This window comes from Marinobacter sediminicola (assembly GCF_031157525.1).
In the GTDB taxonomy this organism is placed as follows: domain Bacteria; phylum Pseudomonadota; class Gammaproteobacteria; order Pseudomonadales; family Oleiphilaceae; genus Marinobacter; species Marinobacter sediminicola.
This window is the reverse complement of the sequence record NZ_JAVIXR010000011.1, coordinates 18,706-34,539: the sequence shown is the minus strand read 5'-3', so window position 1 is coordinate 34,539 and position 15,834 is coordinate 18,706. Positions and strand designations below refer to the sequence as shown.

Below are 15,834 nucleotides of genomic sequence, written 5' to 3'. Positions count from 1 at the left end.
ATAAAATGCGCAGCGTGTCAGTTCAGATAGCAAGCACTGCTGCCGGACAATAATGATTCAGGAGTCATCCCGTGACGTCAGTACTCTTCCCGCAAAAGGTGGCCTTGGCGGCTGCCCTGTGTGCCAGCTTTTTGCTCCCCTCAGTGGGTAATGCCCAAGCCAGCCCGAAAGTAGCCGATGAAATCATTGAGCGAAGCTTTTGTGTATTTGATCCGGTTGGCGCCAACGGCCCACTTTTCACCATTACCAAAACCTTTCAGCCTATTGCTCTTCAGAACGGTATCAAGCTGAACCTGAGTGCCTACACCGACGAGAAAGTTGCTGCAGAAGATTTCAAGGCTGGTCAGTGTGATGCAGTGTTCCTTACCGGAACCCGCGCACGTGAGTTCAACAAATTCACCGGCAGCCTGGAGGCCATGGGTGCTGTGCCGGGCCAAGAAGAAATGCGCTTGTTGTACAACACGCTCAGTCAGCCCAACGCGCGCCCATTGCTGATAGATGGCCCCTATGAAGTGGCGGGAGTGTTCCCGGCTGGTGCGATTTACCTCCACACCCGTGATCGCAGCATTGATTCCGTAGAGAAACTTCAGGGCAAGCGTGTTGCAACGCTGGATTTCGATCAGGCGTCGGTTCGCATGGTTCGTCATGTGGGTGCGTCTGTTGTTGGCTCCAACTCCGCCAACTTTGCCGGCAAGTTCAATAATGGCAGTGTTGATATTGCCTACGCCCCTGCTGTGGCATATCAGCCACTGGAATTGTACAAGGGCGTTGAGCCAAACGGCGGCGTGCTTAAGTACGCACTAGCCTATATGAACTTCCAGATTATCCTCCACCGCGATCGCTTCCCTGATAGCGCGGGCCAGATGGTGCGTGACGAGGCCGTCAAGCGCATGGGTGAGGCCTATGACATCATTTCCCAGGCAGAAGCCGAAATGCCGGAAAGTGTATGGATGACCTTGCCAAGGGAGGTGACAGCTGAGTACGACAAAATGCTGCGAAAAGTACGTTTGTCACTGGTCGACGATGGTGTGTACGACGAGCGTGCAATCAAGCTGATGAAAGCTATTCGGTGTCGTGTGGACGCCACACGTTCCGAGTGTGCTTCCTGATTTAACGTGCAACCTGAAACAGACCCGCATGATGAAATGCTGGCGGGTCGTTTCAGCTTTGGCAGTCGATATGGTTCTCAGTTTGAGCGAAGCGCATCTTTGAATGCTTTGCCTGCCTTGAAACCAACGGTTTTGCTGGCAGAAATACGGATTGTTGCTCCAGTTTGAGGGTTTCTGCCATCCCGTGCCTCACGGGTGCGGATATTAAAGGTGCCAAATCCCGTAAGGGTTGTGTCTTCTCCGCGAGCAGCCGCCGCCGAGATCTGGTCTGTAATAGTGGTAACCACTTCGCCGGCTTTTTCTCGAGTGAGGCCAGTGCGTTCGGCGATAGCTGCAGCAAGTTCAGGTTTGCGCATCGGGAATTCCTTTTTGTTTTTATCTAACGGAGTCACAACTCAACGAGAGTGCGGCTGTCTGAATCTATAGCGGCTTGCGGCATTTTGTGCAAACCCGAGGGGCCATAAAATCTGTGTACATAGGCGTCATTTGCGGTGCCGGTCTCAAAATGAGTGGGCGCTGTGGGCCATAATGCCCGGCTAACGGCGCGTTCAGAATAATAATTTAAAACGTTAAGAAGGTTTAAAAACCATGAAGCAAACCGGGATTCCATTAGCAGCACCCTCCAACCCGAATCATTCCCGCTCGCTATCTGTCGGGCAGTCAATTCGGCATTCGTTCGCCCGCTGCAAGGGCATTGTTGTTGCATTGAGCCTCGGTACACTGCTGTCAGGCTGTGGCGTGATTAACAACATGATGTACAAAACCACTGGCGATGTAATGCAGGGCTTTTCCAGGCAGCACACGATTCCCTACTTGATGGAAAGCGGCGATCTAGCCATGGGTTGCGCCATGAGTGAGGCCACTGCTCCTCTACTGATGTCCTTCGGCCGAGTGACCGATGAGCCCGACCAACTGGCGGTAATGCTTTATCTCTCAGCGGGTGGCTGCGCAGAAGATCAAGGCCGTGAGCATGAACTGGCCGCACTGGCAGCCATGTACGAAAGGAAAGGCAATGCCGCGGAAGACGCTATGATTCGCCAGAAACGGGCCTACACTCTGGCATCCAAACGCTACTTCAAGGCGTGGCAGCATCACAACACCTATTACGGAGAACCCGGGACCGGTGAGTGCCCGGACTTTGACGACGATCTTGATGAGTTTATTTACCTTGCCGGGCTGTTGTCCGGTTTGCAGGCACTTAATGCTGAGATCCAGTCAACGTCTTCTATTGGTGTTCCCAAGAACATTGGATCAATTGTAGCCAGAGCGTCCAGCTGTCTTGAGAATGATAAGTGGTGGGGTGCGCCAATGGCGCTGAAAGCAACGGTATGGGCCATGATACCGGGCGCACAGCCGGAAGGTGAAGATGCCTTCGAGCGGCTTGCCATAGCAGACCGCAAGGGTGAAGAGGCGGGTGTACGCCTCAGCCACGTTTTCCACGCAATTTCTGCCACCAACAAGGGTGACGAGGCAATGGTGAAGTCCGTGGTAGGTCGGCACGCTGAGTCCCTCAAAGAGCAGCCTGCAAATGAAGAGTGGGCCTTCGTGGATGCCATGGCGACCAATATCATCGTCTCAATCTCCGACCGCCTTTGGGTAGAGAACACCGGCCACCGCACCCCCTTGGGCCAGCTTGGCACCTTCTGGGATGACCAGCAGAAAGAAGTTGAAACCATGAGCCTGGATGGCCTGCTGTAACCTGTTAATGTTCCAGAGTGTAGAGTTATGACCAAGGGTAGTTTTCGTCGGAGTGGTCTGGAGTGGTTTTCATCACTACCTGCCTGTCTGCTTTTGTTGTCTGTGGTGCTTTTTTCCACAAGCAGCGATATCCATAACCAGATGCTGCGCGGTGGTGAGCAGCTCTGGAGTGGCTATTACAAACTGCGGATGGACCCGGTTGCGCCAACCTGTAACGCGGATCGGGATATTGATGCGGCAGTGGCGCAAGAGCTTGCTCAAAAGCCAGCCGACGACGACCCCATGGCAATGTTGCTGGACGCCCAGGAGAAAAACCCTGCGGACGTCCGGCTTGCGATTGAGCGCTCCGTTGCCGATTGCAAAGCTGCCTACCAAAGCTATGACAGCCTGCAGGATAAGCTTACCCCTGGCGTGAAGGCCTACCGGGCAGTGGAGCTGTTTGTTGCTGATTTGATTGCCTTTGGCCTTGAGTCGCAACGCTACATTCTGGTTTTGCTGGTGATGATGTGTGCTGCCACAGCCACACTTACGCGCCACCACATAGCCATGCGGGCTATGGAAACCCGTTTGGACTATACGGTTTCTCTGACGCTCCAAACGATTGCTAACGCTATGTTGCTGGGGTCCAGCCTGATTTTCCGCCAGTCCAGTTTGGGTACAGAAACGGCGGTTTCATCCGACGATCTGCTGCTCCATAACTTTTGGGTCGCAGGATTTGCGTGCCTTACCTTGGCCAGCCTTTACCGACTGGTTCGCGTGCCGACAGGTCTGGCTCCCGGCGGGCAACCGAACAAAGCATTCCTGGCGGTGCCGCTTTATACGGTGATGTGTCTGATTTCGGGAAGCTACTTTGCGCTGATTGGTCACACCTCAGGCATCGGTATCTATCTCGGCAAGATGGTCGAGCTAGCGGACATGTTCCTTAATGTGGGGTTGTATGTTTGGGTTGGCATGATGCTCAAACAAACGCGCCTGGCTACGCTGGTATTCAACTTGTTTCGGCCCTGGCGTATGCCTCCGGAAATGCTGGCGGTGGTTGCTGTTCTTGTCGCCGCTGTTCCTACTGCTTATACCGGTGCATCGGGGATTTTTGTTATTGCTGCGGGCGCGGTTATATACAGTGAGTTGCGAGCGGCCGGTGCCCGTAGGCAACTGGCTCTGGCAGCTACAGCCATGTCGGGCTCTCTGGGGGTTGTGTTGCGCCCCTGCCTGTTGGTTGTTGTGATTGCTTACCTGAACCGGGAAGTGACCACAGACGACCTGTTCGGCTGGGGTATCTGGGTGTTTGTGCTGACCGCTGCGATGTTCAGCGCGGTTGCGCTCACCGTAAACCGGCAGAGTAAATTTAACCTGGCACCTGTTTCCGAAGCCTTGCCAGCCACGCTTAAAGCGCTTCGCTCCTTGATTCCTTACGCACTGGTCATCGTGGGTGTTGTTCTGCTCTACCGTTTTGCACTGGATGTGCGTATGGATGAGTTTTCGGCGCCACGGTTGTTGCCGGTCATTATGCTGTCCATTCTGGTATACGAGCACGTAAGCTTCAAAAACAAGAAGGGCAGTGCGACGGGTGAGATCAACCACCAGGGGCTGGAGCGCAGTGTGCGCGGGGCCACGAATGATACAACGGCGGAAATTGGCGCGTTGCTGCTGTTGTTGGGCCTGTCGGTCAGTATTGGTGGCGTGATCGAGCGTTCTCAGATTATGGAGGCGTTCCCTCAGGCGTTCGATAGTGCCTGGTCTGCTATGTTGTTAATGGTTGTGATCCTGGTCATTCTTGGAATGATTATGGATGCCTTTGGTGCGGTCATTCTGGTGACTGCCACCGTAGCGTCCATTGCCTATTCCAGCGGCATTCACCCCATTCACTTCTGGATGGTGACCCTGGTGGCTTTTGAACTGGGTTACTTGAGCCCGCCGGTGGCACTGAACCATCTGTTAACACGGCAAGTGGTGGGAGAAGCCGAAGTGCTGGCTGCCCAGCAGGAAGATGGCACCTTCTACCAGCGCCATGAGCGCATCATTATGCCCTTGATTGCTATGGGGATTTCGCTGGTGCTGGTGGCCTTTGTACCTTTGATGTTCTACGCCTGAATCTAAACCTGAACAACGCAGGATGCAAAATGCTCCAGCCTTGAAACGAAAAAAGCGCCCTGCTTCTCAGTAGGGCGCTTTTTTTTGGGAGGGGCAGGCTTAGAGCTTCGGCCCTGCCTCCACAATGGAATCGGAAACATCAAATTTCTTGAAGTTTTCGACGAACTGACCAATCAGTTCCGCTGCCTTCTTGTCGTAGGCATCTGTACTGGCCCAAGTGTTGCGCGGGTTCAGCAATGCAGAGTCAACGCCGGGTACCTGCTTGGGTACGCTCAGGTTGAGAGTTGGCAGGTGTTCAGTTTCGACATTGTCCAGTTCGCCGTTCTGAATACCGCTGATGATCGCGCGGGTGGTCGGTATGCTGAAGCGTGTTCCTTCGCCATAGGCACCGCCAGTCCAGCCAGTATTCACCAGGAAAACCTTGCTGCCGTACTCATCCATACGCTTCATCAGAAGCTCAGCGTACACGCCTGCCGGACGCGGGAAGAACGGAGCGCCAAAGCAGGTAGAGAAGGTGGATTTCAGTGCGGACGATGAGCCCATTTCGGTAGAGCCAACCAGTGCTGTATAGCCACTCAGGAAGTGATAAGCAGCACCTTCACGGCTCAGAATGGACACAGGTGGCAGTACGCCAGTCATGTCGCAGGTCAGGAACACGATGTGAGTCGGCTCACCGGCACGGTTTTCGAGTACGCGCTTTTCAATGTGCTCGAGCGGGTAGGCACACCGGGAGTTTTCAGTCAGGGAAACGTCGGTGTAGTCTGGCTCGCGGGTTTCCGGATCAATTGTTACGTTTTCAACAATAGCGCCGAAGCGGATCGCGTCCCAGATAATAGGCTCGTTCTTCTTGCTCAGATCGATGCACTTGGCATAGCAGCCGCCTTCAATATTGAAGACAGTGCCTGGGCCCCAGCCGTGCTCGTCGTCACCAATCAGGAAGCGGTGCGGGTCGGCAGAAAGGGTGGTTTTACCAGTGCCGGATAGGCCGAAAAACAAGCAGGTTTCGCCATCTTCGCCAACGTTGGCGGAGCAGTGCATTGGTAGCACGTCTTTTTCCGGCAGCAAGAAGTTCTGCACGGAGAACATCGCCTTTTTCATCTCACCGGCGTAGTGCATGCCTGCCAGAAGCACTCTGCGGCGGGCAAAGTTGATGATGACGCAGCCATCGCTGTTGGTGCCATCGCGCTCAGGTACGCATTCAAAATTGGCAGCGTTGAGAATCTGCCATTCCTGCTTGTCTGCCTGGTTGTAGTTTTCCGGGCGAATGAACAGGTTGCGGCCGAACAGGTTTTGCCAGGCGGTCTCGGTGGTCATTTTCACCGGAAGGTAGTGCTCAGGGTCGGAACCTACGTGCACCAGGGAAACAAAGCTGTCTTTTTCAGCAATGTAGGCCTCTACGCGTTCCCACAGGGCGTCGAATTTATCGGCGTCGAACGGGCGGTTGATCGGGCCCCAGTGGATGTCGTCAGAGGTACTTGGCTCTTCGACGATGTAACGATCCATGGGGGATCGACCGGTGCGATGACCAGTTTCTACGACCAGCGAACCGTTGGATGCCAGCTGGCCTTCATTACGCGCCAGTGCCTGTTCTACCAGTCGTGCTGTACTCAGATCATTATAAGTGTTGCTCACTTCGACCTCGCCCTCGGGATGTCTTAGTGACTGCTCAGGCCGTCTGCCCGGAAATTGACGGAATTCTGAACAATCGGATCAATTCAGGCGCGCTATTATGCCAGAGGCGCCGATAAAAAACGACTACGCCGGAAGTCGCGTTATTGCTGGCTTCCGGGTGATTTCGCAACCACGCCTAGTGTAGCGTATGGCCGGAAAAAAGCTGATCAATATCATTCCTGTCGAAGCGGTAGTGCGCATGGCAGAACTGGCAGTCCATATCTATGGTTCCCTGTTCGTCCAGTATGCTGTAACACTCGTCTTTGCCAATGGCTTCAAGGGCTACAAGGGTTCTGTCTTTGGAGCAGCTGCACTGGAATGCCACGGCTTCGGCGTCAAAGAGCCGCACTGTTTCTTCGTTAAAGAGGCGGTGGAGCAGGGCTTCGCTGTCCAGCTCCAATAATTCGTCAGCTTTAACCGTGCGCGCAAGGTGGTTGACCCGCTCCCAGAGTTCGTCGTCCTCTTGCGTAGCGCCAGGCATGCGTTGAAGCATCAAGCCCGCGGCCCCACGGTCGCTGGAAAACAGGAACAAACTGGTGGGTATTTGTTCCGAGCGTTCAAAGTACTCTTCCAGACATCCTGCAAGGCTGTCACGTTCACGGGGTACAACCCCCTGGTAGCGGTTACCCTGCTGCGGAGTGATGGTTATGGCCATGCGGCCATCACCCAGGAGGTTGTGGAAACTGTCCTCGCTTACCGCATGCTCATCAAATCGCGCGAGACCGCGAATTTTACGGTCATGACTGCACTCAGCCATTAACGTTCGCAGCGGGCCTTCGCCCTGTGCTTGAATCGACAAGGTGCCCTCAAATTTCAGGCTGCTACTCATAACAATGCTGGCTACAAGTGCTTCGCCCAGAAGGCCTCGAACGGATTCGGGGTAGGGTGCCTGGCCGGTGATTTCACGGAAGCTCTCGTCAAGCTGCACCCAGGCTCCGCGCACCTGGCTGTGTTCAAATATAAAACGCTGGAACTGGTCGCGGGATGCCATGCTGGTTCTCCTGGAAGCTGGATGCTTGAATCGGTAGGTGACAACAGAACTGACTGGCTCAGATGCTGTTCTGGTCACGGAATCGTTGAATGTCGCGGCGATCTTTCTTGGAAGGGCGCCTGGCCGGCGGCAACTGTGCTGCCTGCATGGTTTTGCGTTGCCACGAGAGGTCTTCCCGCTTTTTCACGCTGTCTTCGGTTTCGTGGTAAAGCTTTTGGGCTTCGGGTGCACCGCGCCGGCGCTCGCTTACTTCGTCGACAATGACCACTTTTTCCAGATAGCCAAGGCGCAGGGTAAGCGTGGCGCCGGGTTCAACCAGTCGGCCGGGCTTGCAGCGTTGGCTGTTGTAGTGGACTTTGCCGCCTTCTACTGCTTCTTTTGCGAGAGCGCGTGTTTTGTAAAAGCGCGCAGCCCAGAGCCATTTGTCGAGTCTTACCCGTTGATCGTCCGAAGCGGATGCCGCCATATCTCCTCACCTAATGGGCGTATGTCTGGATTATAGCGCCCTCAGTCACCAGATGGCAGAGCGCTTTTCTGATGAGGGGGTCGTTGTTGATGGATGGCAGTCAGAACTTCATCAAAGTGGTGCACGCAAGGTATTTCGGGATGGCTTTCACTGGCTGCCCGTTTGCTGTCCGGGGCCAGAATTCCCAGGCATTGGGCAATTCCGGCGGACCGGGCGCTTTCGAGTACCGGGAAGCTGTCATCCACCATCAGTGTGGAGGCAGCCCGATAGGGCGCGAGTTGTTGCAAATCTCGCCAAAAAGCGGTGTCTTCCTTGGGCTTGCCTAACTGATGGCTGGAAACAATGCCATCTACATAGCGGTCGAGGCCTGTGCGTTGCAGTTTCAACTCCAAAGGATCGGGGTGGCAGTTGGTTACGATGACGGATTGCAGGCCAGCCTTCTTGAGAGATTGAAGAAAATCCGCCACATGTGGGCGGTAGCCGATGCGATCACCGAGCTCGGATTTGAGCCCGGTGATGTCAAGGGCAAGCTGCTCGCTCCAGTAATCGGTGCAATAGAAGTTGAGCGTGCCTTTTTGGGCCATGATCATGCTGATGATTTTGTCTCTGGCTTTCTCGGGGTGCATGCCGTTAGTCTCAGCGTAACGCCGGGGCAGGTGTTCCAGCCAGAAATGATTGTCGAAGTGCAGATCAAGCAGTGTTCCGTCCATATCCAGGAATACGGTTTCGAGGGACGTCCAGTTGATCATATGCAAAGCCAGCCTTAAATGTTTTCCTCAGGCTGCCGCAGATCCCGGTTTGAGGCAAGCCGGGATATTACGGATGTTGGGCACAGGCCTGCGGCCCAGAGCTACCGCTGGCATCCTGTGCAGTACACGGTAGATCGCCCGTTCATGCGGATTTCCTTCAGCGCTGTTTCGCAGTTCGGGCAGGGCTCTCCGGCGCGGCCATAAACCAGTAATGACTGAGCGAAATAGCCTGGCTTGCCATCGCTGTTCACGAAATCTCGCAGAGTGGTACCGCCCATCAGGATCGCGGCGCTGAGGATTTCCCGGATAGCTTCAACAAGGCGCTCGTAGCGATCGAGACTGATGCGCCCAGCCTTGCGTTTGGGGTGAATGCCCGCGTGGAACAGTGCTTCATTGGCGTATATGTTGCCGACGCCGACCACCACATGGCTGTCCATGATGAAGGATTTCACCGGGGTGTTTCTAGCGCGGGATAACTGGAACAGCATTCGGCCATTAAACTCTGGCGACAATGGTTCTGGCCCAAGGTTGGCTATCAGCGGGTGCGCCACTGCCGTGTCGGCCCACAACCAGCAGCCAAAGCGACGGGGGTCATTAAATCGCAGAATAACGCCGGAACGCAGCACAAGGTCAATGTGATCGTGTTTCTCTGCCGGTGCGCCATCGGTGATGATGCGAAGACTGCCAGACATTCCGAGATGAACGATCGCTGTGCCATGGTCGAGGTTCAGAAACAGGTATTTCGCTCGCCGCTCCACAGTGCGGATAACCTGGCCGTCCATTTGCGCGGCAATATCGCCGGGCACGGGCCAGCGCAGACGGCCATTCCGTACTTTGATCTGGTCAATGGTTTGACCTTCACAGTGGGGTGCGATGCCGCGCCTTGTGGTTTCAACTTCGGGTAATTCGGGCATTCAACCAGTCTCCGGTCAAATTTTGAGGTGCAATGTGGTGCAAATGTGAACGGTAGCAAACTTGCCTTTAAAGCTTGTTGTTTTAGCTAACACCTGTACGCTAAACTGCTCCTGACAGGCGCCTGTAAGGTCGCTTCTGGTTTTGATTTGAGGATTAATTATGTGGTTTAACGGTCTCCTTGACCTGTCGGTGATGCAGTTGATTCTGGTTGTTCTGGGCATGACCCACGTCACGATTATCAGTGTAACGCTTTATTTGCATCGCCATTCGGCCCACAACTCGCTTGATCTGCATCCTGCACTGAAGCATTTTTTCCGCTTCTGGTTGTGGTTGACCACAGCGCAGAATACCAAAGAATGGACTGCGATCCATCGTAAGCATCACGCCAAGTGTGAAACCGCTGAAGATCCACATAGTCCGGTGGTACTTGGTATAAAGAAGGTGTTGTTTGAAGGCGCAGAGCTGTACGCCTCAGCAGCGACCGCAGAGAATCTTGAGCGCTATGGTCAGCGAACGCCGGATGATTGGGTAGAGCGCAATATATACAGTCGCCACAGGGCGCTGGGCATTATTCTGATGGCGGTCATTAACCTGGCGCTTTTCGGTGTTAACGGCATCTGGATTTGGGCTGTGCAAATGGTCTGGATACCCTTCTGGGCCGCGGGCGTGGTGAACGGAATCGGTCACTGGATGGGCTACCGGAATTTTGAGTGCGCTGATAACGCGCGCAACATTTCTCCTCTGGGAATTCTGATCGGTGGTGAAGAGTTGCACAATAATCATCACACTTACCCGAATTCTTCCAAGCTCTCACGCCGCTGGTACGAAGTGGATATTGGTTGGGGTTACATTCGCCTGTTCCAGGCGTTTGGTCTTGCTAAGCCCAAAGGCTACCGGCCAATTGCCCATTACGTTCCGGGCAAGCAGGATGTGGATGTAGAAACCGTGCAGGCCATTGCCAACAATCGTTTTGACATCATGCGCCAGTACCGTAAACGTGTGACAGAGCCAGTTTTACGTCAGCAAAAGAGCCTGATGGATGATGAAATCCGGCCCAGGTATCGTAAGCTCAAGCAGCTTCTGTCGCGGGAGGTAACGCTGATAAAACCGCGTGATAAAGAGACGCTGGAGTCGGTTCTCGAAAGCAACGCCGTGTTGCGTCAGATTTATGAAATGAGCAACGAGTTACAGGCACTCTGGCGCCAGCGCGGTCTTAAGCCGCAGGATAAACTGCAGGCGCTGATGGAATGGTGCAAAGATGCTGAGGCCAGCGGCATCCGCTATCTGGAAGAGTTTGCCGCCCATTTGCGGGCTTATTCGCTGCGCCCGGCGGCTTGAGCCACCCGATATAAGCAGTAAGTGACCTGACCTGCGGTTTTTTGCCGGTGCAGTTGCCAGTTGGCGGGTGCAGCCGGTGAAGGCAGGTCACTTTCATGTTCAACGTACACCCAGCCCCCAGGTTTCACCCAGCCCCGAGAATCCAGTAGCGGAATCAGCGTCGTCAGCCAGCCTTGGTGGAACGGCGGGTCCATGAACACAATGTCGAACGGCTGCCGATTGCGCTCGCCCAGGTAGGTGCTCACATCGTCACATACTGCAGTCCCGGATTCGGAGCCCAGCAGCCTCAGATTGCCTCGCAGCGCGGTTGCTAAAGCGGCGTTGTTATCAATCAGCGTGGCCTGGGCTGCACCCCTGGAAAGTGCTTCGAGTCCCAAGGCGCCGGAGCCGGCAAACAAATCCAGACAATCACTTCCCGCGATGTGAAATGATAGCCAGTTAAATAGGGTTTCCCGGGTGCGCGCGGGTGTTGGGCGAACCCCTCCGGCATCCGGGAAGCGTAATTTTCGGCTGCGCCAGTCGCCCCCGATAATGCGCAGCTCGCCCCCGGCACCCTTGCTCTTGGTGGCTCCTTTGGAGGGCTTGTTTGAAAAGCTCGGGCCTGAGGAATTTCTGCGGGTCATATGGTTGGCTCCGGAAGCGGGCTGCAATATTTGTGGCTGGCGTATATTAGCGGAAATCGTGCCTTTCATGATAATCCACAGCGGTCTCACTTCGCTGGGACAGTCTGCTAGAATATGCGCTTTATTTGTCCCGCCCAATCAGACTGATGGTATGACTTTATGATGGCAGAGTGGATTTCGGTCGGCCTACTGGCCCTTCTTGTATGTGTATTTTTTCTGGACATCGCCAGCAATCGTCGCCGTGTGCCGCGGCCGAAACCCGTGCCCCAGCGCAAGCCCGAGGCGGTCAAAGGCCCTGAGCCGGAAAAGCCGGTTGAGAAGAAGGCTCCTGATGCTGCCCCTGAACCCCTGTCAGAAGAAACCGCAGTGGTACCTGCGGCTGTTGAGCCTGAATTGGTGCCAGAGCCCATCCCAGAGAAGGTTCCTGAGCCGGAGGCTGCACCACAACTCAGTGTTTTTGAGCGCATCAAGCAAGGCTTGGGTAAAACCCGTGCAAGCCTGACTGGCGGCATGGCCGACCTGTTTTCGGTTGGCAAGAAGATTGATGAAGACCTGCTGGAAGAAATCGAAACCACACTGCTGATGGCGGATGTGGGCGTGACGGCCACCTCTGAAATTATTGAATCCCTTACGGACAAGCTCCAGCGTAACCAGCTTAAAGATGGCGAAGCGTTGCGCAAGGCGTTGCGTGATGAGTTGCATGGCCTGCTAAAAGACGTCACCAAACCGTTGACGATTGATGCAGGAACCAAGCCCTATGTGATCCTGATGGTCGGCGTGAATGGCGTAGGCAAGACCACCACCATTGGCAAACTCACTAAAAAGCTCCAGAGCGAAGGCAAGTCAGTGATGCTGGCGGCTGGTGATACCTTCCGTGCGGCCGCCGTTGAGCAGTTGCAGGTTTGGGGTGAGCGCAACAACGTTCCAGTGGTTGCTCAGCACACGGGTGCCGACAGTGCATCTGTTATTTTTGACGCGATCCAGTCGGGCCAATCACGGGGAGTGGATGTGGTGATCGCCGATACTGCAGGTCGATTGCAGAACAAAGACAACCTGATGGGTGAGTTGGAAAAGGTTGTCCGGGTTATGAAAAAGCTGGATGACACAGCACCCCACGAAGTCATGCTGGTGTTGGACGCTGGTACGGGGCAGAACGCCTTGAGTCAGGCGCAAGTGTTCCAGAAAGCGGTTGGCGTGAGTGGCATTACCCTAACGAAACTGGACGGCACCGCCAAAGGCGGTATCGTGTTCGCCATTGCCCGCCAGTTGCAGCTCCCTATCCGTTTTATCGGGGTTGGTGAGCAGGTTGATGACCTGCGCAGCTTCGATGCTGAAACCTTTGTGGACGCACTGTTTGCAGACTAGTTTGCTAAACAACCCGGATTTTTGGAGCAGTAGCCCGTTATGATTGAATTCCGCCAGGTTACCAAGCGGTATGACAGTGACCATACGGCGTTGCGGCAGGTGAATTTTCACCTGGATCGCGGTGAGTTGGCGTTTCTGACCGGACATTCAGGTGCGGGCAAAAGCACCCTGCTGAAACTGCTTATGGTTATGGAGCGCCCCACTGCCGGTGAAGTGGTGGTTGGTGGCCAAGTGCTTAACCGCCTCCCGAGAAGGCAGATTCCCTACATACGCCGGCACATCGGTGTGGTCTTTCAGAATCACCAGTTACTTTTTGACCGCACAGTGTTTGATAACGTGGCTATGCCCCTGGAAGTTATGGGCGCCTCTCCCCGCGATGTGGGCCGGCGTGTACGTGCAGCGCTGGATAAAGTGGGATTGCTCAGCAAGGAAAAAATGAACCCCCTGCAGTTATCGGGTGGTGAGCAGCAGCGCGTGGGTATCGCCCGGGCTGTGGTGAATAAGCCACCGCTCCTGCTGGCAGATGAGCCTACAGGTAACCTGGACCCTGAGCTGTCTGCAGACATCATGAATCTGTTTGCCCAATTCAGTCAGGTAGGTGTAACGGTGCTGATCGCCAGTCACGATCTTGCCCTGATAAATGAAATGGATAGGCGCACTCTGACTCTCGATCACGGCAACCTGATTGCGGGCGGTACCCCGCTACAAGGAGGTTTCCGTGGCCGTTGATCCTTCAACCAAACCCCGTAAACCGGATGTTGCCAGGGGCGCCAAAACCTCCCGCTCACCCTGGCGCGAGCAGGCGGAATCGTACTTCATTCATCATCGAAAAGTGGCCCGTGACAGTGCTTCACGCCTCTGGCAAACCCCGGTGGCCAGCTTGATGACCTGGACGGTCATGGGCGTTGCCTTGGCGTTACCCGTTGCGCTCCTGCTTTTGTTGACCAGCCTTCAGGGTGTGAGCGCGGGTTGGGAAAGTGGTGCCCGGGTGACCGCTTATATGAGCCTGGACGCCAGTCTTGAGCAGACCCGCAAACTGGCCAAAGAAATTGGCGCAGACGGTCGTGTAGATGAGATTGAATTGATTGACCGTGATCGCGCACTGGCAGAATTTCGTGCATCGTCGGGGCTTGATGATGCGCTGGATTATCTGGAAGAAAACCCCTTGCCTCATACGCTGTTGATCACGCCTGAGGAGAGTGCGAGGACGGCAGATGGCGTAGCAAGCCTGCTGTTGTTTATTGAAAGCATGGAAGGTGTTGAGCGGGTTCAGGTCGATCTGGGCTGGTTGCAGCGGCTCAATGCCATGACAGACCTGCTGGCGCGGGCCGTGTGGGCGCTGGCAATACTGCTGGCGGCAGCGGTGGTGCTGGTGATCGGCAATACGGTAAGGCTGTCCATTGAAAGCCGCCGCGATGAGATCCTGGTGGCCAAGCTGGTCGGGGGAACGGATGGCTTTGTGCGCAGACCCTTCCTCTACACGGGTGCATGGTTTGGTCTGGGCGGTGGTGTTGTTGCCTGGATACTGCTGCAACTCTCTCTTTGGTGGCTTAGTGGCCCCATTGAGCGCCTTGCTGGTTTATACAGTAGCGACTTCTCGCTGAGCGGCCTGAGTTTTGACGGTGCGTTTGCATTGATTATTGCAGCGATGCTGCTAGGCTGGCTGGGCGCCTGGATAGCGGTAAAGCGCCATCTGGACGATATTGAGCCAGGTGAAATTGCTGGCGGTTAGTGATCCGGATTGCGGTAAAAGCGTATTGAATACGGATCGGTTCCGGGGTAGTTTCTAAGTTAGCGAAAGTCAGGGCGAATTCTCCATTTTGTTGATTTAAAACGTTTTACTGGAGAGATTCGGGAACTTTTAAGGTTCTTGGCGGTCCAATCTTTATTCGCTATATTATGCGACCGTCAGGTTCGGAGGTTAAAGCATGGGTACGAGTTTACAGCTTATTGAAAGACTGGTTCCGGGCGCCAATCTCGAGGCATACATTCAGGCCGCGAGCCGCATTCCGGTGCTGACCGTGGATGAAGAGCGAGAGCTGGCCGAGCGCCTTCACTACGATGAAGACGTAGATGCAGCCCGCCAGATGGTTCTGTCGCACCTGCGCTTCGTTATTCACATTGCCCGCAGCTATTCCGGTTATGGTTTGGCGCAGGCTGATCTGATTCAGGAAGGCAACGTCGGCCTTATGAAGGCCGTCAAACGTTTCAACCCGGAGTACGGCGTTCGGCTTGTGTCCTTTGCCGTGCACTGGATCAAGGCTGAAATTCACGAGTTCATTCTGCGCAACTGGCGTATTGTGAAAGTGGCGACGACCAAGTCCCAGCGTAAGTTGTTTTTCAACTTGCGCAGCCAGAAGAAGAAGCTGGCTTGGCTAAGCCACGACGAGCTGCACGCGGTGGCAGACGACTTGGGTGTTGAGCCAAGGGTTGTGCGGGAAATGGAAGGTCGACTGGCCTCCCACGACACAGCTTTTGATGGCCCGATGGACGATGATGACGACAGTGCATACAAGGCGCCGGCGTATTATCTGGAAGACCATCGTAGCGATCCTGCCGTTCAGCTCGAAAAAGCGGATTGGACGGAGGATTCCAACGGTCGTCTGATGGAAGCTCTGGAAATGCTTGATGAGCGCAGTCAGGATATTCTGCGGGAGCGCTGGTTGTCCGAGAGCAAGGCAACGCTACATCAGTTGGCCGACAAGTACGGTATTTCTGCTGAGCGTATTCGCCAGTTAGAGAAGAATGCCATGAAGAAAATCCGTACGCAGATGACTGAAGAAGCTGCCTGATCAGGCTGTCTATCTGAACGTACTTT

Annotated in this window: 15 protein-coding genes; 8 read left to right on the top strand and 7 right to left on the bottom strand. The window is 54.8% G+C overall.

Annotated elements, in window-relative coordinates:
• Positions 1-71 precede the first annotated feature (71 nt).
• On the top strand, positions 72-1,109 hold the full coding sequence (locus tag RG807_RS14225) for a putative solute-binding protein (protein WP_309045478.1): 1,038 nt from the start codon (positions 72-74) through the stop codon (positions 1,107-1,109).
• Positions 1,110-1,186: 77 nt separating this feature from the next.
• On the opposite strand, the gene RG807_RS14220 is transcribed toward RG807_RS14225, so the two are convergent.
• The gene (locus tag RG807_RS14220) at positions 1,187-1,465 is read right to left on the bottom strand and encodes an HU family DNA-binding protein (RefSeq protein ID WP_309045477.1); all 279 of its coding nucleotides are present in this window, start codon (positions 1,463-1,465) and stop codon (positions 1,187-1,189) included.
• A gap of 394 nt (positions 1,466-1,859) precedes the next feature.
• Between RG807_RS14220 and RG807_RS14215 the strand changes: the two genes are divergently transcribed.
• The gene (locus tag RG807_RS14215) at positions 1,860-2,807 is read left to right on the top strand and encodes a hypothetical protein (protein WP_309045554.1); all 948 of its coding nucleotides are present in this window, start codon (positions 1,860-1,862) and stop codon (positions 2,805-2,807) included.
• 27 nt (positions 2,808-2,834) lie between these two features.
• A complete protein-coding gene (locus tag RG807_RS14210) occupies positions 2,835-4,898 on the top strand; it encodes a TRAP transporter large permease subunit (protein ID WP_309045476.1) in 2,064 nt (687 codons plus the stop codon).
• Between the two features lie 99 nt (positions 4,899-4,997).
• Here RG807_RS14210 and RG807_RS14205 read toward each other — a convergent pair whose 3' ends face one another.
• From RG807_RS14205 to mutM, 5 genes are all read right to left on the bottom strand, one after another.
• Positions 4,998-6,530 (bottom strand): phosphoenolpyruvate carboxykinase, encoded by a 1,533-nt coding sequence (locus RG807_RS14205; protein WP_309045475.1) that lies wholly within the window; start codon positions 6,528-6,530, stop codon positions 4,998-5,000.
• Positions 6,531-6,705: 175 nt separating this feature from the next.
• Positions 6,706-7,560, bottom strand: coding sequence for an Hsp33 family molecular chaperone HslO (gene hslO / locus RG807_RS14200; RefSeq protein WP_309045474.1), 855 nt, complete (start codon positions 7,558-7,560; stop codon positions 6,706-6,708).
• 58 nt (positions 7,561-7,618) lie between these two features.
• On the bottom strand, positions 7,619-8,026 hold the full coding sequence (gene hslR / locus RG807_RS14195) for a ribosome-associated heat shock protein Hsp15 (RefSeq protein ID WP_309045473.1): 408 nt from the start codon (positions 8,024-8,026) through the stop codon (positions 7,619-7,621).
• A 41-nt stretch (positions 8,027-8,067) separates the two neighbouring features.
• Positions 8,068-8,775, bottom strand: a complete 708-nt coding sequence (yrfG, locus tag RG807_RS14190) for a GMP/IMP nucleotidase (protein WP_309045472.1) — start codon at positions 8,773-8,775, stop codon at positions 8,068-8,070.
• Between the two features lie 101 nt (positions 8,776-8,876).
• Positions 8,877-9,689: a bifunctional DNA-formamidopyrimidine glycosylase/DNA-(apurinic or apyrimidinic site) lyase gene (gene mutM, locus RG807_RS14185; RefSeq protein WP_309045471.1), complete on the bottom strand. Its 813-nt coding sequence runs from the start codon at positions 9,687-9,689 to the stop codon at positions 8,877-8,879.
• A 160-nt stretch (positions 9,690-9,849) separates the two neighbouring features.
• Here mutM and RG807_RS14180 point away from each other — a divergent pair, with 160 nt between their 5' ends.
• A complete protein-coding gene (locus RG807_RS14180) occupies positions 9,850-11,028 on the top strand; it encodes a DesA family fatty acid desaturase (RefSeq protein ID WP_309045470.1) in 1,179 nt (392 codons plus the stop codon).
• Here RG807_RS14180 and rsmD read toward each other — a convergent pair.
• Positions 11,004-11,651, bottom strand: coding sequence for a 16S rRNA (guanine(966)-N(2))-methyltransferase RsmD (rsmD, locus tag RG807_RS14175; RefSeq protein WP_309045469.1), 648 nt, complete (start codon positions 11,649-11,651; stop codon positions 11,004-11,006). The genes RG807_RS14180 and rsmD overlap by 25 nt on opposite strands.
• Before the next feature lie 159 nt (positions 11,652-11,810).
• Between rsmD and ftsY the strand changes: the two genes are divergently transcribed.
• From ftsY to rpoH, 4 genes are all read left to right on the top strand, one after another.
• Complete coding sequence (ftsY, locus tag RG807_RS14170) at positions 11,811-13,016, top strand: signal recognition particle-docking protein FtsY (protein ID WP_309045468.1); 1,206 nt, start codon at positions 11,811-11,813, stop codon at positions 13,014-13,016.
• Positions 13,017-13,055: 39 nt separating this feature from the next.
• The gene (ftsE, locus tag RG807_RS14165; protein WP_309045467.1) at positions 13,056-13,745 is read left to right on the top strand and encodes a cell division ATP-binding protein FtsE; all 690 of its coding nucleotides are present in this window, start codon (positions 13,056-13,058) and stop codon (positions 13,743-13,745) included.
• Positions 13,735-14,748 (top strand): permease-like cell division protein FtsX, encoded by a 1,014-nt coding sequence (ftsX, locus tag RG807_RS14160; protein WP_309045466.1) that lies wholly within the window; start codon positions 13,735-13,737, stop codon positions 14,746-14,748. Before ftsE ends, ftsX begins: the two co-directional genes overlap by 11 nt.
• Positions 14,749-14,944: 196 nt before the next feature.
• A complete protein-coding gene (rpoH, locus tag RG807_RS14155; protein ID WP_298452034.1) occupies positions 14,945-15,808 on the top strand; it encodes an RNA polymerase sigma factor RpoH in 864 nt (287 codons plus the stop codon).
• Positions 15,809-15,834: the final 26 nt, after the last annotated feature.

Bases quoted from the DNA above. Each gene is read 5' to 3' on its own strand.
- RG807_RS14220 (WP_309045477.1), bottom strand. From the start codon at position 1,465: ATGCGCAAACCTGAACTTGCTGCAGCTATCGCCGAACGCACTGGCCTC.
- RG807_RS14215 (WP_309045554.1), top strand. From the start codon at position 1,860: ATGATGTACAAAACCACTGGCGATGTAATGCAGGGCTTTTCCAGGCAG.
- RG807_RS14210 (WP_309045476.1), top strand. From the start codon at position 2,835: ATGACCAAGGGTAGTTTTCGTCGGAGTGGTCTGGAGTGGTTTTCATCA.
- hslO (WP_309045474.1), bottom strand. From the start codon at position 7,560: ATGGCATCCCGCGACCAGTTCCAGCGTTTTATATTTGAACACAGCCAG.
- hslR (WP_309045473.1), bottom strand. From the start codon at position 8,026: ATGGCGGCATCCGCTTCGGACGATCAACGGGTAAGACTCGACAAATGG.
- yrfG (WP_309045472.1), bottom strand. From the start codon at position 8,775: ATGATCAACTGGACGTCCCTCGAAACCGTATTCCTGGATATGGACGGA.
- mutM (WP_309045471.1), bottom strand. From the start codon at position 9,689: ATGCCCGAATTACCCGAAGTTGAAACCACAAGGCGCGGCATCGCACCC.
- RG807_RS14180 (WP_309045470.1), top strand. From the start codon at position 9,850: ATGTGGTTTAACGGTCTCCTTGACCTGTCGGTGATGCAGTTGATTCTG.
- rsmD (WP_309045469.1), bottom strand. From the start codon at position 11,651: ATGACCCGCAGAAATTCCTCAGGCCCGAGCTTTTCAAACAAGCCCTCC.
- ftsY (WP_309045468.1), top strand. From the start codon at position 11,811: ATGATGGCAGAGTGGATTTCGGTCGGCCTACTGGCCCTTCTTGTATGT.
- ftsE (WP_309045467.1), top strand. From the start codon at position 13,056: ATGATTGAATTCCGCCAGGTTACCAAGCGGTATGACAGTGACCATACG.
- rpoH (WP_298452034.1), top strand. From the start codon at position 14,945: ATGGGTACGAGTTTACAGCTTATTGAAAGACTGGTTCCGGGCGCCAAT.